This is a genomic window from Allomuricauda sp. ANG21, assembly GCF_040705235.1.
Lineage (GTDB): Bacteria > Bacteroidota > Bacteroidia > Flavobacteriales > Flavobacteriaceae > Flagellimonas > Flagellimonas marina.
This window is the reverse complement of the sequence record NZ_JBFCVT010000011.1, coordinates 924,992-951,512: the sequence shown is the minus strand read 5'-3', so window position 1 is coordinate 951,512 and position 26,521 is coordinate 924,992. Positions and strand designations below refer to the sequence as shown.

Sequence of the window (26,521 nt, the reverse complement as noted above, 5' to 3'; positions counted from 1 at the left end):
TAAAGTATTTTTGGTTTTAGTTTATGGGTTCTTAATCTCTTTCACTGTTTTGGCTAGGTCATTTACTTTGCCAAGGACACTATCCAAAGTTTGTTTAAGCGATTCAGCATATTTATCCGTTGGATGGTTAACTTGTTTTGCATTACCAATTGTATCATCTATTTCCATAAACATTTCAGTAAGTCGTTTATTGGTAATTTTTTTCAAATCTCCATCTTGGCTTACTAGTTGATTTATATATGTTGCACCACCACCTAAAAAATTATCCAAATGGGTATATTTTAAGTGTAGAATTTGATGAAGCTTAAATTGTTGGAAAAGGAAATAGGACAAGATTGCTAAAGAAGAAACAGCACCGAGTCTTACTAGAATCTTTTCATAGAATTCAAGGTTTTGAATATAATCAAGTTTATAACTGAAAACTAAAAAACATGCAATACCAATCAAGGAAAAAATAAATGCTATTAAAAAACAAAATTTCGTAACATTTGAAACTCTTCTAACTACTTTTAAATTATCCGCGAAGTTTTTTTGTAAACCCAATTCTGATTTTAAGTCAAGAACATTTGCAATTCCAGTATTGATTTGCTCAAGGACATCGTTTTTAAGAGAAATCATATCTTCATCAATTCGATTCAAGACATCTTCTTTTAAACTTTCTACTTCATCCGAATTTAAATACTGTGGTTTAATTGAACCTACTTCCTCTTCTAATTCCTGAAAGAAGGAAAGTGCACTCTCAAAATAGTTTTTTAATGTATTAATATTGCTTGATCTTAAAATACTATTCCATTGCTTGCTCCAAGGGTTAAACTTATCTTTATCAAATAAAATCAATCTCTCATTTAAAGTAGTCCATTCCTCAATGTCCGAAATACTGTTTCTTAAAGTATGGAAATAAGATCTGCGGAAATCAAACCTTTGTTTGATTTCTTGAGCCTTTTGTTGGATGTCATTACCTGAGATATTTTCAAACTCTTCTGGGCTATATATATATTCCACGATGTTATTTTTGAGTAATCATAATTTAAATTATTTATCAAACTTCCATTGGATGGATAATTTAAACAACTAAACTAAGTTAACAGAAAAACACCTACAAAAGCCTACGGTTTCCTGTAATCATCAACAGATTTATCAACATAACTTGTTGTTTGCGAGTGATTTGGTGTATGTAAAACAAAAAAGCCAGCAGTTAACTCACCACTGGCTTTTTAAAAATTGTTAGTATTAAACTCATTCTTTTACTTCTGGTTTTTCCGTAAATGGAGTTATCCCAAAGGCAGGGTAGACCTCCGTTGGGTAGTAGAAGGTACCGCCCTTGGACACTAGAGCGATGGTCTTAATGGCCTTAATATCCTCTACTGGATTGCCGGGCACCAAAAAGAAATCGGCCAGTTTTCCGGGCTCAATACTGCCCAAATCTTCCTTACCCAAATACTCGGCCATATCGTATGAGGCCAATTTTAGAAGTTCGGCCGGGGTGTAGCCCAATTGTTGGTTGTACAATTCCAACTCGCGGTGCAAATTAAACGCGCCGCCTAAATCGGTCCCAGCCACTATTAGGATGCCTTTGTCCTTCATCATATTCAGAGTTTCCACAATTTTGGCATACGCTTCGCGATAGGCTTTATCCTCTTCTTCATCTGCTATTTGTGCCAGAGCCACTTTTAAGCTACGTTGCTCGTTGGGTGGCATATGGTCGATATAATCCACAGTTCCAGGTGTGACCTCTCCATTGCGGGATAGCATCAACATTTCATGGATGGCCAGTGTAGGGTCAATGGCGGTTTTGTTGGTTACGAACAAGTCCATGGTCTCCTGTACTTTTGGACTGTTCAAATCCAACTCAGGGAAACGTTTCATGGCGGTAAGCCGCAAAAGGGTTCGGGTGTCCTCCTCAGGCTCCAAGACCCATCCCAACATGGTTTGATTAATGTGTGTCATTTCATCAAAACCGGCCCTTAGCATGGCATTGGCATTGGAAAATGCAGGCACGTGCCCTGTAACAAAAAGGCCTTGGTCATGGGCTTTTTTTACAATGTCCGGGGCCCAATCGCCATTCATGCTGTTGTAGAGTTTAACACCATAAAATCCAAGACTGTCATAAGTGTCCACAGCGGCCAAAGCTTCTTCCTTGGTTTCCACCAAAATGCCATTGTTGCTGTTATACGGACTCTTACCCTCTATAAAACCCAATCGGGTTATTCTTGGACCCGCCAATACACCGGACTCAATTTTTTCAATGAGATTGCTCAAAACCTCGGTATCATTCCCCATATCCCGGAAGGAGGTCACCCCAGCCAATACATTCAGCAGGGCACCTTCGTCTCCGGTATGGGCATGCATTTCAAAAAGCCCTGGCACCAATGTGCCTCCATTGCCTTCAATTGCTACTTCACCCTCTGCTGAAGCATCTGGAGCCTCAATAGCTGAGATTTTATCACCTTCCACCACAACAGAAACGGGGTCGGTCAGCGATAAGCTCTCGGGGTTAAAAACCCGCACATTACGGATTCTGACTTTACCGTCGTAATTGTGGGCAAACTCTTTTTGCAGGTTCTCATAGCGTTCTGCTGAATAATTTTCAGACAATTGGCGCATGTCTTTTTCCACGGCTTCGTATCCTTCACGAATTACAATGTATCGTGGGGTTATGGATGCGAAGAATTTTTGCGAATCATCCAAAATAAAATAGGAGGGATTAAGTTCCGCGCCGGATAGGGCATAAGTGGTAAGGGCCAATTCGCCATCACCCGAAGGATTGGGAACACTCAAGCTTTCCATTTTTGTTAGTGTAAGGTTGCCCGCTGGAAGTACAGGCATTGTGTTTTCCGGGGCATTCAACAACAGTCTAGCGGCCAAAACGGATGAGTAAGGGCTTCCAAATTGATTCACATACAATTGAGGAGCATCCACGGTGGTACTTCCTGAACCTGTCGCATCGGTCCAAGAGGCATTTTCACCTTCCAAGGTAAAATGCTCATCCACGGCATTGCCAAACGTAGTGTTTCCCGTGATTTTCCAATCTATTGGGTAACCTTCGGCATTGAGCACAATGGTTTCCTTTAAAGTTGGGCCACGGCCATTATTCTTATAATCGTAATCAATTTGGATGGTATCACCAGAAATTTGGGTTTTTAGATGGCCCACTTTGTTTTCACCAACAATTACGGTGTACGTCTCATCACCTTGATGATTGGCAAGCGATGAAGTCTGCTCTTTTTTGCAGGAATAGCTAGCTAGGACAACAAGGCCCAGTAGCAGTAAACGGAGTTTCATATAAGTCGGATTTTAGTATTGGTTGAAGTTATGGATTTTTAACCAATGCCACCGATATTTTATAGGGAACTAGTGAACTGGATAGGGTATGGTTCCGGTTTTGTAGAAGTCGATGATGTTCTGTGCGGACATACGGGCCATTTCGTTACGGGCTTCCACGGTTGAAGAGCCAATATGGGGCAGTACGGCAACATTTTCCATTTGGAGTAAAGGGTTGTCCGGCTGCATGGGTTCGGGGTCGGTGACATCCAGTCCAGCGCCCCAAATGGAACCATTTTTCAAGGCTTCAATCAAATCAATCTCATTATGGACCCCACCGCGCGAAGTGTTGATGAAAATAGCGCTATTCTTCATTCTGTTGAATGCTTCCTTGTTGAATACACCTTTGGTTTCCTCGGTTAAGTTACAGTGTACCGAAATGATATCGCTTTGGCTCAACAATTCATCAAAAGAAACATATTGCGCACCCAACTTTTCTTCAGCTTCTTGATTTTTAGAGCGATTGTGGTAGATAATATTCATGCCATAAGCGGCTTTGCAACGTTTGGCCATGACCCTACCAATGGTTCCCAGTCCAAAAACGCCCAAGGTTTTGCCATCGAGCTCAAAACCAAGGTTGGCCGTGGGAACAAAATGATTCCACAGACCCTTTTGAATGGTTTTGTGCATATGAACCATTTTGCGAGAAACCATAATCATCAATCCAAAAGCCACATCGGCGGTGGCTTCCGTCATGGCTCCCGGGGCGTTTCCGATGACAATCCCATTTTTTTTGGCGGCTTGTACATCGATATTGTCATACCCCACAGCAAATTGGGATATAATGTCAAGGTGTTGGCATTGCTCCAGAAAATAGGTATCAATCTTATTGGAACCCGTACTTAAAAGGGCATCATGTTCTTTACAGATGTTGATTAACTCGTCCTGTGGAATGGGATTGTTGCTTTTGTTGATGGTGATGTTGAACCCAGCTTTTTCAAGCATATCAATGGCGAGCTGGGGATATTTTAAACTGAGGAATACTTTTTTTGGCATAGAGGCTCTTGGTGCGGTTTACACCTAAAGGTACATTTTTTACGTTTTTTGAATTCCTCTGATAATGGATTGGAACAAATCGGAAACGATTCGTTATAATGCCCAGTTTAAAATTCCAAGGCACTCATTGGGGCGCTCCAGTTAGACCATCACAGCCTCTTTTCTTTGCTGCCTTTTTATTATGAAATAAGCGACAGCCAAATTGGGAACCCAGCTTAGCCAGCCAACAATAAGATAGGCCGAAATAAAATCTCCAGTGATTGCCATTAAGAGGGGGAGCCAAATTCTTAGGGTCACTGCAGAAAAGCAGACAGCATAGCTGTAAATCATAAAATTTTGGTGGGCTTTAATGTTTCCATTCTTTACGGCATTGTAAGCCAGAAGAGTAGTGATCAACCAAACAATCCCACTCAATGAAAACCCTATTACGTTAGTGATTCCTCCAGTAGCGAATTGGGCAATGTAAATTCCGCAAACACCACTTATCAATACCGTTACCACATAAATTTTCCCAACGGTTCTATGTAGTCGCATCCTTTTTCTTCTAAGTTTTGAGCTAAACTGCATCCAGCCAATCAACAATGCAATCCCTCCCAAAACAATATGTCCGTAAAAACCAATATTCCATAGCTGATCGGCCAAAAGTTCCTGCGTTTTGGATGATAATAACCCAAAATGTCGGTCAATTAAGAAGTAGATTGCGGGATAAAGCCCTACCAAAATACAGAGACTGGCAAATATCCACCATGTGGTTTTATGGATAATTTTCTTCATTTGTAATGGGATTATACTAAGAGGGATTCAAAATTTTTATGAGTCATTCTGTTGATAAGCTCCTAATTTAAGATAAAATAAGTGTTGTTTCAAAATAGGGTGTATATGTTAACCGTTGACTTACATAATTTTGACATACGCCGACACATTGTCACAACTCTCAACAAATCACTATCTTTGCGGCCCTGAAACAAGAAGTGGTTCAATGAGCAAGAAAGTCGCTTTTTATACGCTGGGTTGCAAACTCAATTTCTCCGAAACTTCCACGATTGCCCGAAGTTTTGAAAAGGAAGATTTTGAGCGTGTGGACTTTTCCGAAAGAGCGGACATTTATGTGATCAATACCTGTTCGGTTACGGAGAATGCGGATAAGCGTTTCAAAACCATTGTAAGACAGGCCCAAAAAGGTAATCCAGACGCCTTTGTGGCTGCCGTAGGCTGCTACGCCCAATTGAAACCAGAGGAACTTGCAGCTGTGGATGGGGTAGATTTGGTACTGGGCGCTACCGAAAAGTTCAAGATTACCGATTACCTGAACGACCTCACCAAAAACGATGGGGGAGAGGTACATTCCTGCGAAATAGAGGAAGCTGATTTCTATGTGGGCAGCTATGCCATTGGGGATCGCACCCGGGCTTTTTTAAAGGTGCAGGACGGATGTGATTACAGATGTACCTATTGTACCATTCCATTGGCGCGTGGCATATCTCGGAGCGACTCTTTGGAAAATGTTTTACTGAATGCCAGGGAGATAGCGTCAAAAGACATTAAAGAGATTGTGTTGACAGGTGTAAACATTGGGGACTATGGCAAGGGAGAATTTGGCAATAAAAAACATAAGCACACTTTTTTGGACTTGGTGAAAGCACTTGATCAAATCGAAGGTATACATCGACTTCGTATATCTTCCATTGAGCCCAATCTGTTAAAGAATGAGACGATAGATTTTGTGGCCCGGAGCAATTCCTTTGTGCCACATTTTCATATTCCTCTGCAAAGCGGGAGTGATGAAATCTTAAAGTTGATGCGTCGTCGCTATCTTTCCAATTTGTATGTCGACCGGGTAAAACGCATCAAGGAAGCCATGCCCCATGCTTGTATTGGAGTGGATGTGATTGTGGGATTCCCAGGCGAAACTGATGAACATTTCTTGGAAACCTACCATTTTTTGAACGAATTGGACATCTCGTACCTACACGTGTTCACCTATTCTGAACGAGACAACACTTTGGCCGCAGAAATGGACCAAGTGGTTCCTAAAAAGGTGCGGAGCAAACGAAGTAAAATGCTCCGAGGACTATCGGCTAAAAAGAGACGGGCTTTTTATGAAAGTCAGTTGGGCGGTGTAAGGACTGTGTTGTTTGAAGGGGAAAACAAATCGGGATACATTCACGGTTTCACCGAGAACTATGTAAAAGTAAAGGCGCCTTGGAATCCGGAGTTGGTCAACACCTTGCACCAAGTGGAACTTACCGAAATTGATGAGGATGGTTTGGTGCGGTTTCAGTTTGTTTCTGAATCGGTGTCGGCATAAAAAAAACCTCCCATTTCTGAGAGGTCCAATGTCTTTTGTAAGTGGTCTGGTTAGGTCAGATTCGGATGCCTACGGGCAGCATCTCTTTGTATTGTCTGTTCTTTCTCAAAAAACCAGCTATGTGTGGGCTTGTAGGCACTACCCTTAGGTTTTTCTCTTGAATCTCGTTTAAAACGGCTTTGATAAAAGTTTCTTTAAAGCCCTCTTGGGTGATTTCTTCTGGAATTACCAGCTTGGTCAAAAATACCTTACGCTCTTGGGAAGAGTATTCAATTTTGGCTAAATGCCCATTGACCCTAGTTTCAAATTGGCGCAAGAAACTATTGTCGTTAATTTCCATTTCTGTCATATAGTACTGTTTTTAAATTGATACCGTACGATTACCAAAACGGTAATTTGGTGTCCCCTTGTTACAAAATATGTTCAAATAGGTGGGGTTAGTTATAAAAGGGATACAAAATTAGTCAAAATATTGTTAATTTCCTAGACCTTGTCGATATTTGGTGTGAAATGTCCGACAAGAAAATCCATGTCTACTTCATGCCCGGGATGGCAGCCAATCCATCCATTTTTGATGGAATAAAACTTCCCGAAGCTACTTTTGAGACCCATACGCTGGAGTGGTTTTTGCCAGAAAAAGGGATGAGCCTTGAGCACTACGCCCAACAAATGTGCAGTGGAATAAAACATAAAAACCCTGTACTTGTGGGGGTTTCTTTTGGGGGATTGTTGGTGCAGGAAATGGCAAAGATCATTCAGACCAAGAAAATCATAGCCATTTCATGTGTGAAATCCAAGAATGAGCTCCCCAAACGAATGTTATTCGCCAAGTATACCAAGGCCCACAAGTTGTTGCCCACGGGCCTAGTGAACAATGTGGAACTTTTGGCCAAATATGCTTTTGGGGAAACCGTTACCAAACGATTGGATCTATATGAGAAATATCTTTCGGTCCGAGATAAGCATTACATCGATTGGTCCATTGACCAAATCGTGAATTGGGCGCAAACCAAACCACCAAGAAATCTGGTGCATATTCAAGGTGAAAAGGATGCAGTTTTTCCCATTGTCAATATAAAAGAATGCATCGGCGTAAAAAATGGTACCCATGCTATGATTATCCACAGGGCAAAGTGGTTCAATGAGCATCTCCCCACAATTATTTTAGAATAAATTCGTCTTTATAATAGTATCTTTACAGTACTCAAATAAATTATTTTGCTATGAAATACCTAAAAAATATATTGGTTTTAATAGGATTGGTCGCTGTGGTGAGCACACTAATTTTTGCCGTACAGTCGGATGAAGTTGAAGAAATCCCTACCGTGAAGGAAGCTGTTGCCAAGGATAAAAATGTAGCTGATACCTATCAGATAAGCGCCATAGACATTCCGGAAGATTTAAACTTTGCAGGTGAACCTGTCCCTCAGGAAGACCCAGAGATCATGGAACGCGTGGACCGCGAGTTCTTGGTGAACACGTATTGGCAATCCAATGCCCTTTTGTTGATGAAGCGCGCCAACAAATACTTTCCCATTATTGAACCCATCCTCAAAAAGAATGGTATCCCTGATGATTTTAAATATTTGGCCGTGGCCGAAAGTGGTCTTGAAAATTTGGTTTCTCCAGCAGGAGCAACCGGTTTTTGGCAAATCATGAAAGGTACCGGAAGGGAGTACGGATTAGAGGTGAACGATAATGTGGACGAACGTTATCATGTTGAAAAATCTACCCAGGTGGCCTGCGATTACCTGAATAAATGGAAAAAACGTTTTGGCAACTGGACCTTGACCGCTGCTGCGTACAATGCAGGACCAGCCGGAATTCAAAAATATATGGGCATTCAACAGGTGGATGACTACTACGATTTACTATTGGGGCAAGAGACCGGTAGATATGTGTTCCGTATTTTGGCCATAAAGGAAATTCTGTCTAATCGTGATAAGTATGGTTTTCAGTTAGAGGAGGAAGATATGTACCAAAAAGTGCCCACGTTTACGGTAGAAGTGGATACAGCTGTGGCCAATTGGGCCGATTTTGCAGAACTTTACGAAATCAACTACAAAGTTTTGAAACGCCACAACCCTTGGTTGCGTGAACCCCATTTGAACAACGCCTCCCGAAAAAAATACACCATTGAAATCCCGAATAAAGGGTATTATAGAGTTGGGAGTGCTGGGCAGTAGTTTAAAAACAGATAGGGGATTATGAATACGCATTCTGGATTCTCATAAACCAAGCACTAAGCTCCAAGCTCCAAATTCCAAAAAAAGGATATTGGAATTTAGGTTTTGTAATTTGGGATTTTTTACCTCTAGATTTTCTTCATCTGCTGCTGCATCATCTTGATCTGTTCGGTAAGCATGTTGTTTTTGTCCAACTTTTTGGCTTCCTGCAGCAATTGGGTGGCCTCGCGCTTTCTTCGCTTTTGCATGGCAATGCCCGCCAAGCTCAATTTGGTCATGGCCACATCATAATCCATGGTTAGGCCGAATTTTAGAGCCTGTTTAAAGTATTTTTCCGCTTGGGTGAGGTTCTTTTGGGAGTAGATGATACCGTGCAAGTAGTTATAGTAGCCTTGTTGCTTTTTTATCAAGGCAGCGGATGGATTTTTGATTTTGTCCAGCCACTTTTGGGTGCCTTCCATATCCTGTTTTCGCATCCGAAGAAAGGCCAACAAAATCATTTCGTTTCTAAAATAAAGGAAAATGAAGATCAATGAAAACAGGATCAAGGCTATTCCGTTGCCAATATACCCTTCAATAAACTGGTAAACGGCATACCCAATAATCAATGCGGCGATAACAAGTTTGATGTTTTTATTGAACATAGTTGCGAGTTGATTTATACCTTTTGTTTAGCGCTGGCAAAAGTACTAAAAACTAATTTAAATATTTTTGGGGTTGACTTGTCAAAATAAAAAGTCTTTGTATATTTGCGCCCAGAATTTTTCGGGAAGAAATTACCTTCCCACAAACAAAATCCATTAAAAGAGTTCCGAAATGAAAAGAACGTATCAGCCGTCAAAAAGGAAGAGAAGAAACAAGCATGGTTTTAGGGAGCGCATGGCGACTGCCAATGGTAGAAAAGTTCTTGCGAGAAGAAGAGCCAAAGGAAGAAAAAGATTAACAGTTTCCTCTGAGCCAAGACATAAAAAATAATGACTGTATTTTAGTTTTATATCTAAAGGTGTTACTTTTCCAGTAACACCTTTTTTTTGACGTATCAACAAAAGAAAACGAGTAACACCCTATAGAAAATGCCTAAAAGAAAAGATTTAAAATCCATTTTGATTATTGGTTCTGGCCCCATCATTATTGGTCAGGCATGTGAGTTCGATTATTCTGGTTCCCAGGCCCTACGGTCCTTAAAAGAGGATGGGATAGAGACCATTTTGATCAACAGTAACCCTGCCACAATCATGACCGACCCCGTGATGGCGGACCATATCTATTTAAAACCGCTTACCACCAAATCCATTATTGAGGTATTGAAAAAACACCCCAATGTGGATGCCGTGCTGCCTACCATGGGCGGACAAACTGCATTGAATTTGTGCATTGAGGCGGATGAAAAAGGAATTTGGGAAGATTTTGGAGTGGAAATCATTGGTGTGGACATTGATGCGATCAATATTACTGAAGACAGGGAGAAGTTTAGGGAACTCATGACAAAAATAGGAGTGGGAATGGCACCACAAGCTACTGCTACTTCGTTTTTAAAGGGAAAAGAAATAGCCCAGGAATTTGGTTTCCCCTTGGTGATACGGGCTTCCTTTACGCTTGGAGGTGCTGGGGCAGGGATTGTATACGAGCCAGAAAAATTTGACGATGTACTGAGCCATGGTCTGGAAGTTTCGCCCATCCATGAGGTAATGATTGATAAGGCCATGATGGGCTGGAAGGAGTACGAATTAGAGTTGCTTCGCGATAAGAATGACAACGTGGTCATTATCTGTACTATTGAAAATATGGACCCGATGGGGATTCATACAGGGGATTCCATCACTGTGGCACCTGCAATGACCCTTTCGGACAGGACGTTTCAGCGCATGCGCGATATGGCCATCCACATGATGCGCAGCATCGGGGATTTTGCCGGAGGGTGTAATGTGCAGTTTGCGGTAAGTCCGGATGAAAAAGAAGAGATTATCGCCATTGAGATCAATCCTAGGGTGTCACGATCTTCAGCCTTGGCTTCAAAAGCAACGGGGTATCCCATTGCTAAAATCGCTGCTAAATTGGCCATTGGGTATACCTTGGATGAGTTGGATAACCAAATTACCAAGTCTACTTCAGCCTTGTTTGAGCCCACGTTGGACTATGTCATCGTAAAAATTCCAAGATGGAACTTTGATAAGTTTGAAGGGTCAGACCGAACTCTTGGCCTCCAAATGAAATCTGTTGGTGAGGTGATGGGCATTGGTCGTTCGTTCCAAGAAGCCTTGCACAAAGCCACACAATCCCTTGAAATAAAACGAAATGGTTTAGGTGCTGATGGAAAAGGGTATAAGGATTATGAAAAAATAATCCATAAATTAAAGGTACCCAGTTGGGATAGAGTTTTTGTAATTTATGATGCCATTCAATTGGGGATCCCGTTGAAACGCATCCATGAGATTACCAAAATAGATATGTGGTTCTTAAAACAATATGAAGAATTACATTTTTTGGAAATGGAAATTTCAAAATATACCATTGAAAGTTTGCCAAAAGCCTTGATGTTGGAAGCGAAGCAAAAAGGTTTCGCCGATAGGCAAATTGCACATATGTTGGATTGTTGGGAGAGTGAGGTGCATAGCAAGCGTATGGAATTGAAAATCAATAGGGTCTACAAACTGGTAGATACCTGTGCCGCTGAGTTTAAAGCGGTAACTCCCTATTACTATTCCACTTTTGAAGAGGAAATTGAAACTCCGAATGGTGACCGCTATGTGGCTAACGACAGTGTAGTGACCGATAAGAAGAAAATTGTGGTGCTGGGCTCAGGGCCTAACCGGATAGGGCAGGGAATTGAGTTTGATTACTGCTGTGTGCATGGGGTCTTGGCTGCTTCGGAATGCGGTTATGAGACTATAATGATCAATTGTAACCCCGAAACCGTTTCAACAGATTTTGATACGGCGGACAAACTTTATTTTGAGCCCGTTTTCTGGGAACATATCTACGATATTATTCTTCATGAAAAGCCCGAGGGTGTTATTGTACAGTTGGGAGGTCAAACTGCATTGAAACTGGCTGAAAAGCTGGATAAGTATGGTATCAACATCATCGGTACAAGCTTTAAATCCTTGGATTTGGCTGAAGATAGGGGTAGTTTCTCCACCTTGTTAAAAGATAACGACATCCCTTATCCCAGATTTGGAGTTGCAGAAACCGCTGATGAAGCCCTGGATTTGGCCGAAGAACTAGGGTTTCCACTTTTGGTAAGACCTTCTTACGTTTTGGGAGGTCAAGGAATGAAAATTGTAATCAATAAAGAAGATTTGGAAGCCCATGTAGTGTCGTTACTTCGAAGTATACCCAACAACAAATTACTTTTAGATCATTATTTGGATGGTGCTATTGAAGCGGAAGCGGATGCTATTTGTGATGGGGAAGATGTTTACATTATTGGAATTATGGAGCACATTGAGCCTTGCGGTATTCACTCAGGGGACTCCAACGCAACCCTACCACCTTTTAATTTGGGGGAATTTGTGATGCAACAGATAAAAGACCATACCAAAAAAATTGCTCTAGCCTTAAACACGGTAGGATTGATCAACATTCAGTTTGCAATCAAAGATGATACGGTCTACATCATTGAGGCTAATCCCAGAGCGTCTAGAACGGTTCCTTTTATTGCCAAGGCTTACGGTGAACCATATGTGAATTTTGCCACTAAAGTGATGTTGGGCGAAAAGAAAATCAAGGACTTCAAATTCAACCCACATTTGGATGGCTATGCCATAAAACAACCGGTATTCTCGTTCAATAAGTTTCCGAATGTGAACAAAAATCTAGGACCAGAGATGAAGAGTACCGGAGAAAGTATTCTGTTCATTGATAGTCTTAAGGACGATGAGTTTTACAATCTGTATTCTCGACGAAAGATGTATTTGAGCAAATAAAGAAAAATGTCGATAAAAAAAGGGCCGCTAATTAACGGCCCTTTTTTATTCTATTTATTTGACGTTTTTTCAATTTTATCCAATCGGTCAGAAAGGGTATTGATGAGTTTGTTCTGTTCGCTCAGAGTTTTATTGATGTTCTTAAGGCTGTCGATTTCTTTTTGCTGTTGAATGGTATGCAAGGTCAACTCTTCAATCTTTTGGAGCAATTTCGCGTCCATTAGCCCAAGGTCAACCCCGTCTTTTTTAATTTCTTCAGCACTGGGTACATTAGGAAGATGCCCATTCTGTATTATGTAGGCCTCAATTTCCTGTAAGCTAAGAAGGTCATAGCTTTTTGCAAAAACAAAATCTGGCCAATCCTCGCTCAATAAAACCGTTACACCTTCAGCAATCATGGTACCGTCAACAGCTACCATGTAACCCGCTGGAACAGTTGTTGTACCGATACTTACATTTCCAGTGGAATACGAAATATCATTTCCAGAAGTAGTCCAAGGAGAAAGGTCTCCTGCGATGGAAGATCCGTTTAAAAAGATATTAGTAGCATTCAAACTACCGTCTACATCCAGTGTATAACCTGGAGTGTCCGTTCCAACACCAATATTTCCTGTATTGTAATAGACATCGTTTCCTGAAGTTTCCCAAGGAGAATTCTGTAAAGCGGTCCCGTTAAGGAATATACTTGTTGCGTTAAAGGACCCATCAACATCCAATAAATATCCTGGAGTATCTGTGCCAACACCAACATTACCAGAGTTAAAATAGGCATTACCACCATTCAGGCTCCACAAAGGAGTGGACAGAGCCGCTCCGTTCAACAAAATATTGGTGGCATTCAAGGTGCCGTCCACATCCAAAGTGTAGGCAGGACTAGCTGTTCCTATTCCAATGTTTCCTCCTGAGTAAAAGGCATCATTCCCAGAGACGGTCCAAGGTGAACTCTGTACTGGAGCCCCATCTACTACCAGGTCCGTAACGAATAGTTGTGAGGCATTTATTGAACCTACAACGTCAAGGTTGAAGGCAGGGGAGAGAGTCCCAATTCCTACATTTCCTGAAGCGGGAAAAGAATTCTGTCCGTAAGATGATGTACAGATAATGAACATCAGTACAATGAGTGGGGTAATTTTTTTCATGATCTATTTAAAAATTGATATGTCGAAATAAAGACGTAACACTTGTTTCTTGGAGTATACAGCTGAATTATTCGTACTCCCTTAATTCAAATGATAAATTACTGAAATTATCCGCAAAGACATTGATTCCATTTTGAAGTTCCAATCGTACTTGGTTATCACCCACCAGTTCTCCACGAACACCGGTATGACTACTAGGCGTACTGTAAAAGATTACGGTTTTCCCAATGTCTATGGACCTGTCTAAAGTTCCTAAATATATACCTTGGGATTCCCTGGCCCACGAAATTGAGAGGCCCAATGAATTTTCCACCACAGTGGCCACCGGATTGTCCGTGTCCGTTTGGTTCAATAATGAGACATAGGTTTGGTAGGTGAAACCAGTTGGGTCGGCATTGCATAGATATTCGGAGCTTTCCACTTCCCCGGCCTCAAGTTCACCATTGTCGTTGGTGTCCAATCCAACATCAATTCTGTAGCCACCATTAGAACAGTTTACTCCTGGTTGTTCTATTACCGTGGTTATTAAGCTGTTTAATCCATCCGCACCGTCAATACCATCATTACCATTGATACCGTCCCTCCCATCCAGACCATTGGTGCCATCTTCTCCACTGCATGACAGTAAGGAGAAGAATACTAAAATAAACATAGGGATTACAAAAGATAGGCTTTTTCTCATGGGGTTAAGTAGAATTTAGGTTTTAAACATATAAAGGTAATAATCCATTCATTATCACCAACCGATATCAAGATGGAAGGTGCAGAAAATCGGATGAACTGCATGGGAATGATATTGTTTTTCACAACCTTAATTTTACCCTAAGTTGATTAAGGTTTAATCAATAAGTTCAAAGGACTTGACTATTTTTAAGAGTGTATTTTTGTGTTCTTGCTTTCTATGCTTCAAGGTCCATGACATAATCATATAAATCTTGTCATTTCCTTCTGCAAAGGTCAGGAAATAGGAGAGTTCATCTTCAATGTTGTCTACTTTGCCATCCAATTCAACTGATTCCGCCTTCAATCCTGAAATCATCATCGGTTTAAAATCAGATTGATGCGTAATGTTCATTCTACTTGCAAGCCTTTTTAATTGTATATCCCGATAAAGTCCAATATGGTATTTTTCCTTATACCCCAGCTCTTCCAATGTATCCAAAAACTCTTGTTTAGATTCATCAATTACTATAGTATAAATTTCTTTATGAATGTTTTGGTATTGCAAGGAAGCGTCACTATTTAAAGCGGTGGTCTTTTGCATAACCTTGGGGACACTGATGCTGTACTCATCCTTAACACGTACTTTAACGAAATCTTGGATGCTATTGGTTTCTTCGGAGCTTTCTTTTTTTACATCTAGGCAGGAACATAAGGAGACAGTAACACACAGGATAAATAAAAGATAAGACGTTATTTTCATGGTTCAGGTTTGATTAAAAGTAAACAATTTGAAAATCAAACAGGGAATAATGCTGAAAGGCCCCATTTTGTGGGGCCTTTTTATCATCTGTTACAATTGTAAACCTTATCTATCAAGGGGTTTGTGGGTACTAATGGCAATCCGGTTCCAAGCATTTATGGTCACCACGGCCATGATGATTTGAGCCAGATAGTTCTCACCGAACAATTTCATGGCTTTTTGATAAGTCTCGGATGTTAAGCCATTTTCATGAATCAGTGTAACTTCTTCCGTGATCTTAAGTACAATTTGTTCCTCTTCAGAATAGAGTTCGGTGTCCCACCAGGCGTCCAATAAAAACAAACGCTGTGGATTCTCGCCCAGTTTTATGGCCTCCTTGGTGTGCATATTTATACAAAATGCGCAGCCATTGATTTGGCTGGCCCTAATCTTGATAAGCTCGTAATGTGTTTTACTTAATTTTCCCTCTTGCATATATTTTTCCAGCCCAAACATGGCATTGAAAGCTTGAGGTTCTAAGACATCAATTTGAATTCTTTTTTCCATTTTTTAATTGTTTTTTGAATGTAGAACGAAGGTATTCCAAACGTTGTCCAAAAAACTTAAACAGGTTTAAGAACGCTTTTTTGCACGTATCTCGCTCACATACTCTGGGGTGAGACCTAAAAATGAAGCAATCAAATATTGGGGGACACGTTGGGCAAAATCGGGATAATGTTCGGTAAAGTGCAGATAGATTTCTTCTTTGGAAAAATCAAAAAGATATTTCATTTTCATGATGGAAGCCCCGTACCCAATTTGGTACATAATCCTAAAATAACGTTCGAGCTGCGGAAATGCTTTGAGCAGTTGTTCTTGCTTTTCAAAACTGATGGAGAGTAACTTTGTGTCTTCGGACGCTTGTATATTAAAATCGGTTCTGGTTCGGTTCAAATAGGCCAAACAATCGGTCATCCACCAATTGTCAATGGCAAATTGAACAGTTCGCTCCATTCCCTTTTCATTGGTATAGTACATATGGAGGCAGCCTTGTAGCACAAAATAATTATAGGCGCAAGATGTTCCAGCTTCCATCAAAGTCTTTTTTTTGGACACATTTTGGAATTCAAAAAAACTGCTGATTCCTTCAAAATCTTCATTACTGATGGGAACATATGTATTGATATGGGAAAAGAGTTGTTCTGACATAGTTGTTCAAAAGTAGGAAGAAAGCAATTTTTTAACCCAATTGGAGTTGATAAAAAAACCACAATCACATAGTAGTAAAGTGGACTTCCCATGTTTTAGCAAATGGCCTCAAAGTACTATCCTTTTGACTTCTTTAATTCATCGTAGGCTTCTTGGTTATCAAACTCTTTGGCATAATCAAGTGCTGTTTTGCCTTGGTTACATGTTGTTTTTGAATCAGCTTGGTTTTTGATGAGCATTCTTACAATTTCTATATTGGAAGTGGCCGCATACATTAATGGGGTTAGGCCAGCTCCATCTTTTTTGTTAACGTTTGCACCGGCATTCACGAGCAATTCACTACTTTGTTGAAACCCCATTTTGCAAGCAGCCATTAATGGTGAAAATCCTGAGGGAAGTGAATTTTCGACATCACCTCCTGCTGATAAAATTATCTTAAGGAATTCTGGATCATCCTTAAGGGCAGCTTCAAAAATAGGATTGTTACCATCATTATTTTGAAGATTGACATCAGCTCCCTTTTTAATAAGGTGTTTGAATGTTTTCTTCATCCCTTTTTTAATGGTCTTCATAATAGCGGTCCAGCCCTTATAATCTTGGGCATTGATATCCAAGCCGGAATCAATCAAAAAATCGATGAGGGGTGAAAGGTCTTCATCTCCTTCAGCATTATCAATTACAATGGAAAAGGGAACACTACCATCAGGCTCAAAAGGGTTGATCTTGGCTCCTTTTTTCGATAAATATTGGGATATGGAAAGATTTCTATTGATTAAGGAAATACAAATTGGGGTCAATCCTTGATCCTTTGAAACTTGGTTCACATGTGCCCCTTTTTTCACAATTTTCCTTACTAGGCCAAGGTTGTTCAAATCAATTACCTTAAAAAGGCAGTTTTCATTTTGGGCATCGAGGTGATTAACATCTGCACCTGCCTCCAAAAGCATTTCAATGATAGGAATATTACCATGATAGATGGCTCTATCCAAAACATTCCAGCCCCAATCACTATTAAAAACCGTGTTTGGGGCTGCACCCTTGCCCAATGCTTCTTGCACCATCTCAACATTTCCGTTATCTACCGCTTGAACCAGCATATTGGTCACGTCTAAACTTGCACTCATTATATTGTTTTAAAAGTTACATTATGGCATAGCAATGCCAGTGTTTGGTTGTAGCATGGTGAAAGTAAAAAAGAAATAAAAGTATTGCTTCGCGATCTGACGAATGCCCTTTTTGAAATGTTGGATGAACTATGTGGGGCAATAGCTGCTTAAAAGTAAAAGCCCGAATTACACTTGTAACACGGGCTTTTAACCAGTCGGTTACTATAATTACTTTTTATATTTCTCAAACCACGCCAAAACACTGGCAATTTTGGCAATTAAATTGCTGGGCCGATTCGCAATCCCGTGCGATGCTCCAGGAATACGAACCATGGCGGTTTCCACATTTTGCAATTTTAGGGCAGCGTAAAACTGTTCAGATTCTGCAATGGGGGTGCGGTAGTCCTCTTCACCGGTCAACAACATGGTGGGTGTGGTCACATTGCCCACATAGGTCAGAGGAGAGCGGCGCATATAGTTTTCTGGGTCTTCCCATGGTTTTTTACCAAACCAATATTTGGAGAAGAAGGGTAGGGCATCGGCATATAGCACAAAACTGGTCCAGTTGATGACGGGTTTGGCCACAACGGCAGCCTTAAATCGGTCTGTTTTGCCCACAATCCATGCGGTGAGCACTCCGCCACCGCTACCTCCGGTTACAAAAAGGTTGTTTTCATCCACATAACCTTTGGCCAATACCGCATCCACACCAGACATAAGATCTTCGTAATCGTGGTTGGGGTAATCATGGTGGATAAGGTTCCCAAACTCCTCTCCGTAGCTCGTGCTTCCTCTGGGATTTGTGTAGAACACTACATAACCCTCTGCTGCATATGCCTGAATCTCTGCGGAATACACCGAACCATAGCTTTGGAAAGGCCCTCCATGAATCTCTAATATTAATGGATATTTTTTGGAAGGGTCGAAATCTGGGGGCGTAACCACCCAACCCTGAATTTTACGTTGGTCATAGGACGACTCCCACCAAATCTCTTCAACATTGCCCAATTTTTTGAAGGCAAAAAGGTCGTCATTCAATGCGGTGAGTCGTTTTTTGTTCTTTTTGATATCCACCACGGCCAAATCCGCAGGGTGCTTTGTGGTTCCGTAGGTGTATGCAAATTTGCCATTGGTCGATGCTGAAAAACTGGCCCCGTTGTAAGGTCGCCCTAGGGTAAGACCGCCCAGTTCGTCGGTGATGTTTTCAACTGAACCCGATAAACTAATTGAAGCCAATTTGCCCATACCCTGGTCGGTATAACTGAAATAAAATCCATTGCCCTTACTGTTCCAGGCCATATCCTCCACATCGCGGTCAAAATTTCCTGAGATGAGTTGGGAACCACTGCCGTCGGTATTCATGACATACAATTGGGTCAACTGATAGCCTTGAAAACGGTCATCAAATCCCAAATAGGCAATTTTGGAACCGTCGGGGGACAAAACTGGATTGCCATCTGGGCCAAAACGGTCGGTTAAGGGGGTAATTTTCCCATCAGTCACACTAATGCTATAAATTTCGCCGTTGGCGGGTTCAAATTCCTCATCCTTGTGGAAGTTAGCACTGAAATACAAATGGGAATTGTCTTTGGACCAAATGGGTCCACCGTGATCAAAATCGGTAAAAGTGAGTTGTTTTGGCGTACCTCCGCTGATGGGCAAGGTGAACAATTGCGTGTTTCCACCTTTCAAATAGCCTTGCCCATCGCCACGATAATTCATTTGGTCAATGTATTTGGGCGGGTCGTTCCATTTGGCGCCTTCAGGTTTGGCCGGAAGCTTCACGATAGATGGGTTTTCCTTGGGAACGAACATTGTAAAAGCCAAATGCTTATCGTCATGCGACCACGAAACCTGTCCAGGAGTCTGCGGCGTATTGGTCAGGGCCATGGTTTCCTTGGTGTCCAGCCACATGAGGTACAGTTTCATTTTGTCATCAGCCATATTAGACTTAAAAATGATTTTGGAACCGTCATGCGACCATCTTGGGTAAAAATCATTCTGGTTTCCGGTCGTCAACGGGCGATGGTTGGAACCATCAAAATTCACGATCCAAAGATTAGATAGGTTCCGGTCTGTCATCACATCTTTAAAATTTCGGACATAGATGATTTTAGAACCATCCGGTGAAATTTGTGGGTCAGAAACGTATTCCATGTTAAAGATGTCCAAGAGTTCCAAGTTGGACTCTACTTGGCCGTATCCCAAAGGGATAAGAGCGACCAAGAGCATTGAATTGAGTAGTTTTTTCATAGTATTAATTATTAGGTTTGCTAGTGTTTTTTGAATACCATCTATTTTTTTAAATTGGTTCAAAGATTATCCACCTAAGCTTGTTTCAACTTCAGCTTTTAAATCTTTGGTAAATTCCTGCGTAGCTGAGCAAGAATTACTCCAATACGATTGACGTTCAAAAGGTTCTAATTCACGATCAAGAAAGGGGGGAAGGAAACTACCCTTAGTTCCAAAAATCATATAGGTTTCACCAATGTTAAGTTGTAAACCGCAAGCACTTGGCTGACTAGTAGTATAAATAAATACTATTTTATCCTGTCTAACACCCTTGTAAGCTTTTGATATTTGTATTCCGTACTTTTTTAAGAGTAATTGCTCATTTTTTCCGGAGTTTCCATTGCGAATACTCTTTGAAATTATATTTTTTTTCACCACTTCCCCAATAACCACTACATCGGAATTTTTCACTGCCATGGGAATAGTGTCACTCTAGTCACATTTACAGTAAGGGGCTTTTGTATGATTCAACTGTAAAACAAACATCAAAAAAAACAATCCTATTTTCATGACAGTTGTGTTTTGGATTTACTTTTCCCACTCCGTATGGAAAATCCCTTCTTGGTCCACACGCTCGTAGGTATGCGAACCAAAATAGTCGCGCTGCGCCTGAATCAGGTTCAACGGCAAACGACTGCTGGTATACGCATCAAAATAGGTGAGAGCATTGGAGAGTCCGGGTAGCGGAATGCCATTCGTGGCACCATAGGCAACCAATTCACGGGCTGCCGCCACGGTTTCCTGCACTTTTTCCACAAAAGAGGGCGACAACAATAGGTTCTCTAAATTTTCATTCGCCCGGTAGGCTTCGGTAATGTCCGCCAACAAGGCCGCTCGTATAATACAGCCCGCCCGCCAAATTTTAGCAATTTCCCCAAGTTCCAGTTCGTAGCCGTACTCTTTGGAGGCATCAGCCAATTGGTGCATGCCCTGCGCATAGGTGATGATAAACGCAAAATACAAAGCCTGCTCCGATTTGTTGGTAAAATCCACTTTGTCCACAGCTTTTGGGGTGGGTCGGTCATACAATTCATCCGCTTTGATACGCTCGTCCTTGAGGGCGGAAATCTCACGCATGCTCACAGCAATATCAATAGTGGGAACAGGGATGCCGAGGTCCATCGCGTTTTGGGAGGTCCACTTTCCGGTCCCTTTCTGCTTGGCCTTGTCCAATATTTTATCCACCAAATGTCCATCACCCAAATCATCTTTTTGCTCAAAAATTTCTGAGGTGATTTCCACCAAAAAGGACTGTAGTCTACCCTCATTCCAAGTGGAATAGGTTTCATGGAGTTCTTCGTTGGTGAGTCCACCTGCTTTTTTCAAGAGGTCATAGATTTCTGAAGTAAGCTGCATCAACCCGTATTCGATGCCGTTGTGTACCATTTTTACATAATTCCCGGCCGATTTCGGACCCAAATAGGCCACGCAAGGTTCGCCTTTGTATTTAGCGGACACCGCTTCAAAAATGGGTTTTACATGTTGATAGGCCTCACGAGAGCCTCCAGGCATAATACTTGGTCCCAGGCGGGCACCCTTGGCACCTCCAGAAACCCCGGCCCCAAAGAAATTGATACCTTTTTCTTTCAGATACGCTTCGCGTCGGTCTGTATCCGTAAAAAAGGAGTTTCCACCATCAATGATGATATCGCCTTTGTCGAGATGGGGAAGAAGCCCATCAATAACAATATCCACCACTTTCCCAGCAGGGACCAGCAGCATAATTTTTCGAGGCGTGGCCAATGCATCCACAAAAGTCTTCACATCTGTAGTGGCATTCACTTTGTCTGTATCGCCACCTTCAGAAATCAGGGCGTTTACTTTTTCATCATCCAAATCATTTCCGAATGCGGTGAAGCCATTATCGGCCACATTCAGAATAAAATTGCGTCCCATTACGCCAAGGCCAACCAGCCCAAAATCATACTTTTTTGTCATGTTCTTTATTTTTAACCCCTTACGTTAAGACAACAATAAGTAAGCTATTTGTTGAAATCTGAACCTAAAATAAACCTTATATTCGTTACGCTCAAATAATAATGACCTCATCCGAAAAGGAAGTGTCATTTCAATGATTCATGTAGCAAAATCAAGTAGCTATGAAAAAGACCGACAACCAGATGCTTGTAATTTTTGGGGCATCAGGCGATTTAACCGCCCGAAAATTGATTCCGGGACTCTTTAACCTCCATTTGGCAGGACATCTTCCGAAGAACTTTGTTGTTCTTGGGGCCAGCCGGAGCGATTTGAGTGATGATGATTTTAGGGATCGGGTGGTGCACAAAAGCCCATATCTGAAAGATAAAATAAAAGATGCTGGGGATGCCAAAACCAAGGCATTTGCCAATAAACTCTATTATGAGGATTTGGGCAAAGATTACGATACAGACTATGGCGATTTGCGCAAGCGGGTGGAAGAACTCAAGGATAAACATGACACTTCTGGAAACATCATCTATTACCTTTCCACCCCTCCCACATTATACGAAACGGTGGCAAAGAACCTTGCCGATGCAGAAATGAACACCCAAAACCATGGTTGGAAGCGTTTGATTGTGGAAAAGCCCTTCGGGTATAGTTTGGAGACGGCCAAAAACTTGAATAAAGGTTTGCACCGTTTTTTTGAGGAACACCAAATTTATAGGATTGACCACTATTTGGGCAAGGAAACCGTGCAGAACTTGTTGGTGACACGTTTTGCCAACAGCATCTTTGAACCACTTTGGAATCGGAATTACATACATCATGTGGAAATAACCAACGCTGAGAGTGTTGGGGTAGAAAAACGAGGAGGGTATTATGATAAATCGGGAGCGTTGCGCGATATGTTTCAGAACCATTTGTTGCAACTCGTTTCTTTGGTGGTGATGGAGCCGCCCATTGGGGATGACGCTGAGGAAATTCGGAATGAAAAAGTGAAAGCCTTAAAATCCCTTCGGGTGATGAAGGATGAACAAACCTTGTATGACAATACTATTCGAGCGCAGTATGTGGCCTCAGAAATTAAAGGTGAGAAAGTCAAAGGCTATCGTGAAGAGGAGGGGGTTGATCCCAATTCCACTACGGAAACGTACGCGGCCATTAAGTTTTATGTGGACAATTGGCGCTGGCATGGGATTCCGTTTTATGTGCGCACAGCAAAGCGCATGCCCACCAAGGTGACGGAGATTGTAATACATTTTAAAGAGCCCCACCATCAAATTTTTCAGGAATCTGGGATGCACCGCGATAATAAACTGGTCATTAGAATTCAGCCAGATGAAGGTATCCTAATTAAATTTGGTGTAAAAGTGCCCGGTCAGGGTTTTAAAGTGGAACGTGCTAATATGGACTTTTACTATTCCAGTTTGGCCGAAACTTATGTCATGGAAGCGTACGAGCGACTTTTATTGGATGCCATGCAAGGCGATGCCACCCTGTATGCCCGTGCTGATGAGGTAGAGGCCGCTTGGGAATTTGTGGATCCTATTCTAAACTACTGGAAAAGCGGAAAGGATGTACGCATGTACGGCTACGCAGCTGGAGTGTGGGGGCCTGAAAATGCCGATGATTTAATAGATGATAGGGGCATGTGGCGTAACCCCGGTGAAAACTTGGCGGATGATCCTGGATATTGTGTAATTTGTTAGGAGTTAGGAGTTAGGACTGAATTGAAATTACTATGGATTTAAAAATATATAGAGACAAACAAGAAGTAGCGGAACAGTTTTCGGCCTATTTTGTAGAGAAAACAAAAACCGAAGGGACATTTCATGTGGCTCTTTCCGGTGGAAGCACTCCCAAAATTGTGTTTGATGTGTTGGCCAAGAACTTTTCCGACAAAGTGGATTGGAGCAAAGTACATTTTTATTGGGGTGATGAGCGTTGTGTTCCCCCAACCGATGATGAAAGCAACTACAAAATGACCGTGGAGCACTTGTTTTCCAAAATTAAGGTTCCAAAAGCCAATATCCATAGGATTAGAGGAGAAGAAGAGCCAAAAACGGAAGCCATTTGTTATGCCAATCTGTTGGAAATCAATTTGGAGGAGGTAGAAGGTACACCCCAATTTGACCTGGTCATACTGGGTATGGGTGATGATGGCCACACGGCATCCATTTTCCCGCATCAAATTAATTTATGGAATGTGGAAGACCATTGTGTAGTGGCCACGCATCCCGAATCTGGTCAACAACGGGTGTCCATCAATGGAAAAGTCATCAATGCGGCCAAAGAAGTCGCTTTTTTGGTCACGGGAGCCTCAAAAGCTGAAAAAGTAAAGGCGGTTGTGGAAAAAACCGAAGGGTCACAAGCCTATCCGGCAACTCTGGTCGACCCAAAATACGGAAATCTGGTTTGGTTTTTGGATGAACCTGCGGCGGCTAAACTTAATTAATCCAAATCCATCTTAACGTTTTCGCCCTCTAAGAACTCCAAAAATTCGTTGACCTTAAAGTTGGTAGATTCGTATTTGCTATCCCGATGAAAAGCAGATTGTTTCCGTTCCTTACTGCGGGCAAATCGGCGGATATCCTGTTTGGTTTTCAGAATTAACCCAGGAACCCTTTTGTTTTTGCCATCCTTCCCTTTGGATACCATGGTAAAATAGGAAGAATTACAATGTTTTACTTCTCCCGTGGTCACATTTTCAGATTCCACCCGTACCCCGACCACCATGGAGGTTTTTCCAGTGTAATTTATGGAGGCTTTCAGCGTGACCAATTCCCCGACATCAATGGGATTTAAAAAATCCACGCGGTTCACTGAAGCGGTTACACAGTAACTCTGCGAGTGCTTGGACGCACAGGCAAAGGCAATTTGGTCCATAAGATTGAGGATGTGTCCACCGTGGACTTTCCCTCCAAAATTGGAATGGGAGGGAAGCATCAGCTCGGTAATGGCAACTCTGCTTTCTCTGGACGATTTAAATTTTTTCATTGATTTCTAAATAGTGGTGACTTCTCCATTTGTACCTCGGTGATAAAGTATTTGGTATCGCCCAGCCAGAAAAAGGTGGCATACCGCTCCTTGTACGTCACTTTGACGTAATTTCCTTGATATTCCTTCATTTTTTCAATGATATCCGCTTCCTTGTCTTCCACCGAAAACGAAAATACATTGATTCCGGATAGCCCTTGACTGATTTGTCCTTCCCAAGTCTTTACCAAAACCCCTTTTCGGCTGAATTTGATAAGTTCCCCAGAACGGTACCCCTCGCTGTAGGGCACATAGTAGATAAAGGCAAAATAGCCTACTATCCCAAGGACAATAGCTGAAATGGTGATGAATAGAATCTTTTTCACAGGTTATAGTTCAAGTTTTGGATTGTCATCAGAATCATCCTCTAGGGCACGTTTCAATAGTTTATCATCAATACTCTTGCTTGCTTTTGCCCCTAGCGCTTTCAAATTCTCTACTTTTCTAATCAAATTTCCACGACCTGTCAATTTTTTCATGGCACTTTGATAGGTATTTTGGACTGTCCCGATTTGATTGCCAACTTTCAAGAGATCATCTGTTAAATTGGTGAATGAATCGTAAAGTTTACCTGCTTCAGTGGCAATCTCTATGGCAAACCTTTTTTGTTTATCATTCTTCCAAAGGTTGTCTACCAATTTTAACGCCGCTAAAAGCGTGGAAGGGGTCACAATAATAATGTCCTTTACAAATGCATCCTCATATAAATTGGGCTCAAAAGCCGAAGCTATCGCAAAAGCGGGTTCTGTAGGGATGAACATAAAAACCGTATCTGGGCTTTCTTCTATCAAAAGCTGATAGTTTTTTTTGCTAAGTTCCTCCACATGCCTTTTGATGGAATCTATATGCTGTTTTAGGTAAAGCTCTTTTTGCTTTTCATCCTCCTCGGAAACATAACGTTCAAAATGGACAATGGAGACTTTACTGTCCACAATCATTTTTTTGCCATCGGGCAAATGAATCAGCACATCAGTTTGATGTCTCTTGCCCTCCTCATCTTTAAAACTGTCCTGAAGGGTGTATTCCCGGTCTTTTGTCAACCCGGATTTCTCTAAAATCCTTGTCAGTATCACCTCGCCCCAATTTCCTTGCATTTTGCTGTCGCCCTTTAGGGCTTTGGTCAGGTTTTCCGCTTCTTGGGTGATTTTGAGGTTTTGACTGCGCAAGTCGAGCAGTTGCTGTTTTAAAGAGGAGTGCAATCCAAAATTTTCCTTTTGGGATTCCTCTACCTTTTGTTCAAATTCCTTTATTTTTTTATTGAGCGGAGTTAAGATATTTTCAATGCTCTCCTTATTGCTCTTGGTGAATTTCTCGCTCTTTTCGTCCAAGATTTTGTTAGCCAGGTTTTCAAACTCTTTGGTGAATTTTTCCTGTAATTTTTCCAGCTCCTCCTTTTGCTCAGAAAGTTTTATTTCCAAATTACCGGATTTGGCTTCCTCTCTTGCCAATGCTACTTCAAGATTGGATTTCTTTTCTTGAAGTTCTTTTATATCATTCTTCAAGACAAGTTCCTGCTCCTTGGCCTTGGTTTCCAATTCTTTCCAGACGGTTTCGTTGGATTTTGTCTTTAATTTTTGGATGTAAATGCCCAGAAATAATCCTATGACAACGGCTAAAATTCCAACAATAAGGTATATCAATTCTGCACTCATAACGATTTCTACAGGCTAAAGATAACGG

The 26,521-nt window shown here is 41.5% G+C and carries 25 protein-coding genes; 7 read left to right on the top strand and 18 right to left on the bottom strand.

The window, feature by feature from the left end:
• Positions 1-21: 21 nt before the first annotated feature.
• The 4 genes from AB1A65_RS13150 to AB1A65_RS13135 form a co-directional block, all read right to left on the bottom strand.
• The gene (locus AB1A65_RS13150) at positions 22-1,002 is read right to left on the bottom strand and encodes a hypothetical protein (RefSeq protein ID WP_366589915.1); all 981 of its coding nucleotides are present in this window, start codon (positions 1,000-1,002) and stop codon (positions 22-24) included.
• Between the two features lie 234 nt (positions 1,003-1,236).
• Positions 1,237-3,282, bottom strand: a complete 2,046-nt coding sequence (locus AB1A65_RS13145) for an amidohydrolase family protein (RefSeq protein ID WP_366589912.1) — start codon at positions 3,280-3,282, stop codon at positions 1,237-1,239.
• A gap of 69 nt (positions 3,283-3,351) precedes the next feature.
• Positions 3,352-4,317, bottom strand: a complete 966-nt coding sequence (locus AB1A65_RS13140; RefSeq protein ID WP_366589910.1) for a D-glycerate dehydrogenase — start codon at positions 4,315-4,317, stop codon at positions 3,352-3,354.
• 141 nt (positions 4,318-4,458) lie between these two features.
• Complete coding sequence (locus tag AB1A65_RS13135; protein ID WP_366589908.1) at positions 4,459-5,091, bottom strand: DUF2306 domain-containing protein; 633 nt, start codon at positions 5,089-5,091, stop codon at positions 4,459-4,461.
• A gap of 205 nt (positions 5,092-5,296) precedes the next feature.
• On the opposite strand from AB1A65_RS13135, the gene mtaB reads away from it, so the two are divergent.
• Positions 5,297-6,625 (top strand): tRNA (N(6)-L-threonylcarbamoyladenosine(37)-C(2))-methylthiotransferase MtaB, encoded by a 1,329-nt coding sequence (gene mtaB, locus AB1A65_RS13130; protein WP_366589906.1) that lies wholly within the window; start codon positions 5,297-5,299, stop codon positions 6,623-6,625.
• A gap of 55 nt (positions 6,626-6,680) precedes the next feature.
• On the opposite strand, the gene AB1A65_RS13125 is transcribed toward mtaB, so the two are convergent.
• Entirely contained in the window at positions 6,681-6,974 is a 294-nt protein-coding gene (locus AB1A65_RS13125; protein ID WP_366589904.1) for a GNAT family N-acetyltransferase, read from the bottom strand.
• Between the two features lie 161 nt (positions 6,975-7,135).
• Between AB1A65_RS13125 and AB1A65_RS13120 the strand changes: the two genes are divergently transcribed.
• Complete coding sequence (locus AB1A65_RS13120; protein WP_366589902.1) at positions 7,136-7,798, top strand: alpha/beta hydrolase; 663 nt, start codon at positions 7,136-7,138, stop codon at positions 7,796-7,798.
• A 50-nt stretch (positions 7,799-7,848) separates the two neighbouring features.
• Positions 7,849-8,811, top strand: a complete 963-nt coding sequence (locus tag AB1A65_RS13115) for a lytic transglycosylase domain-containing protein (RefSeq protein ID WP_366589900.1) — start codon at positions 7,849-7,851, stop codon at positions 8,809-8,811.
• 128 nt (positions 8,812-8,939) lie between these two features.
• Here the strand turns inward: AB1A65_RS13115 and AB1A65_RS13110 are convergent, their stop codons facing one another.
• Positions 8,940-9,455: a DUF2892 domain-containing protein gene (locus AB1A65_RS13110; protein WP_366589897.1), complete on the bottom strand. Its 516-nt coding sequence runs from the start codon at positions 9,453-9,455 to the stop codon at positions 8,940-8,942.
• A gap of 172 nt (positions 9,456-9,627) precedes the next feature.
• Here AB1A65_RS13110 and rpmH point away from each other — a divergent pair, with 172 nt between their 5' ends.
• Entirely contained in the window at positions 9,628-9,786 is a 159-nt protein-coding gene (rpmH, locus tag AB1A65_RS13105) for a 50S ribosomal protein L34 (protein WP_072882462.1), read from the top strand.
• A gap of 98 nt (positions 9,787-9,884) precedes the next feature.
• The gene (gene carB, locus AB1A65_RS13100) at positions 9,885-12,737 is read left to right on the top strand and encodes a carbamoyl-phosphate synthase large subunit (RefSeq protein ID WP_366589895.1); all 2,853 of its coding nucleotides are present in this window, start codon (positions 9,885-9,887) and stop codon (positions 12,735-12,737) included.
• A gap of 50 nt (positions 12,738-12,787) precedes the next feature.
• Here carB and AB1A65_RS13095 read toward each other — a convergent pair whose 3' ends face one another.
• From AB1A65_RS13095 to gndA, 9 genes are all read right to left on the bottom strand, one after another.
• Positions 12,788-13,876 (bottom strand): hypothetical protein, encoded by a 1,089-nt coding sequence (locus AB1A65_RS13095; protein ID WP_366589892.1) that lies wholly within the window; start codon positions 13,874-13,876, stop codon positions 12,788-12,790.
• 67 nt (positions 13,877-13,943) lie between these two features.
• Positions 13,944-14,558 (bottom strand): hypothetical protein, encoded by a 615-nt coding sequence (locus tag AB1A65_RS13090; protein ID WP_366589890.1) that lies wholly within the window; start codon positions 14,556-14,558, stop codon positions 13,944-13,946.
• Between the two features lie 156 nt (positions 14,559-14,714).
• A complete protein-coding gene (locus AB1A65_RS13085) occupies positions 14,715-15,299 on the bottom strand; it encodes a hypothetical protein (protein WP_366589887.1) in 585 nt (194 codons plus the stop codon).
• Positions 15,300-15,404: 105 nt separating this feature from the next.
• A complete protein-coding gene (locus AB1A65_RS13080) occupies positions 15,405-15,845 on the bottom strand; it encodes a carboxymuconolactone decarboxylase family protein (RefSeq protein ID WP_366589885.1) in 441 nt (146 codons plus the stop codon).
• Between the two features lie 66 nt (positions 15,846-15,911).
• Positions 15,912-16,487, bottom strand: a complete 576-nt coding sequence (locus AB1A65_RS13075; protein WP_366589883.1) for a cyclic nucleotide-binding domain-containing protein — start codon at positions 16,485-16,487, stop codon at positions 15,912-15,914.
• Positions 16,488-16,603: 116 nt separating this feature from the next.
• Positions 16,604-17,611, bottom strand: coding sequence for an ankyrin repeat domain-containing protein (locus AB1A65_RS13070; protein ID WP_366589881.1), 1,008 nt, complete (start codon positions 17,609-17,611; stop codon positions 16,604-16,606).
• 210 nt (positions 17,612-17,821) lie between these two features.
• Positions 17,822-19,846, bottom strand: a complete 2,025-nt coding sequence (locus AB1A65_RS13065; RefSeq protein WP_366589878.1) for a S9 family peptidase — start codon at positions 19,844-19,846, stop codon at positions 17,822-17,824.
• A gap of 66 nt (positions 19,847-19,912) precedes the next feature.
• Positions 19,913-20,302: a hypothetical protein gene (locus AB1A65_RS13060; RefSeq protein WP_366589875.1), complete on the bottom strand. Its 390-nt coding sequence runs from the start codon at positions 20,300-20,302 to the stop codon at positions 19,913-19,915.
• 111 nt (positions 20,303-20,413) lie between these two features.
• Positions 20,414-21,823: an NADP-dependent phosphogluconate dehydrogenase gene (gene gndA / locus AB1A65_RS13055; protein ID WP_366589871.1), complete on the bottom strand. Its 1,410-nt coding sequence runs from the start codon at positions 21,821-21,823 to the stop codon at positions 20,414-20,416.
• Positions 21,824-21,984: 161 nt separating this feature from the next.
• Here gndA and zwf point away from each other — a divergent pair, with 161 nt between their 5' ends.
• On the top strand, positions 21,985-23,514 hold the full coding sequence (zwf, locus tag AB1A65_RS13050; protein WP_366589869.1) for a glucose-6-phosphate dehydrogenase: 1,530 nt from the start codon (positions 21,985-21,987) through the stop codon (positions 23,512-23,514).
• Between the two features lie 32 nt (positions 23,515-23,546).
• Positions 23,547-24,260: a 6-phosphogluconolactonase gene (gene pgl, locus AB1A65_RS13045; RefSeq protein WP_366589867.1), complete on the top strand. Its 714-nt coding sequence runs from the start codon at positions 23,547-23,549 to the stop codon at positions 24,258-24,260.
• Here pgl and AB1A65_RS13040 read toward each other — a convergent pair.
• The 3 genes from AB1A65_RS13040 to rmuC are packed head-to-tail and all read right to left on the bottom strand — an operon-like array spanning position 24,257 to position 26,493.
• Complete coding sequence (locus AB1A65_RS13040) at positions 24,257-24,802, bottom strand: acyl-CoA thioesterase (RefSeq protein WP_366589864.1); 546 nt, start codon at positions 24,800-24,802, stop codon at positions 24,257-24,259. The genes pgl and AB1A65_RS13040 overlap by 4 nt on opposite strands.
• Positions 24,799-25,167 carry a 6-phosphogluconate dehydrogenase gene (locus AB1A65_RS13035; protein WP_366589862.1) on the bottom strand — a complete coding sequence of 123 codons (369 nt, stop codon included), beginning with the start codon at positions 25,165-25,167 and terminating at the stop codon, positions 24,799-24,801. Before AB1A65_RS13035 ends, AB1A65_RS13040 begins: the two co-directional genes overlap by 4 nt.
• Positions 25,168-25,170: 3 nt before the next feature.
• Positions 25,171-26,493: a DNA recombination protein RmuC gene (gene rmuC / locus AB1A65_RS13030; RefSeq protein WP_366589860.1), complete on the bottom strand. Its 1,323-nt coding sequence runs from the start codon at positions 26,491-26,493 to the stop codon at positions 25,171-25,173.
• Positions 26,494-26,521: the final 28 nt, after the last annotated feature.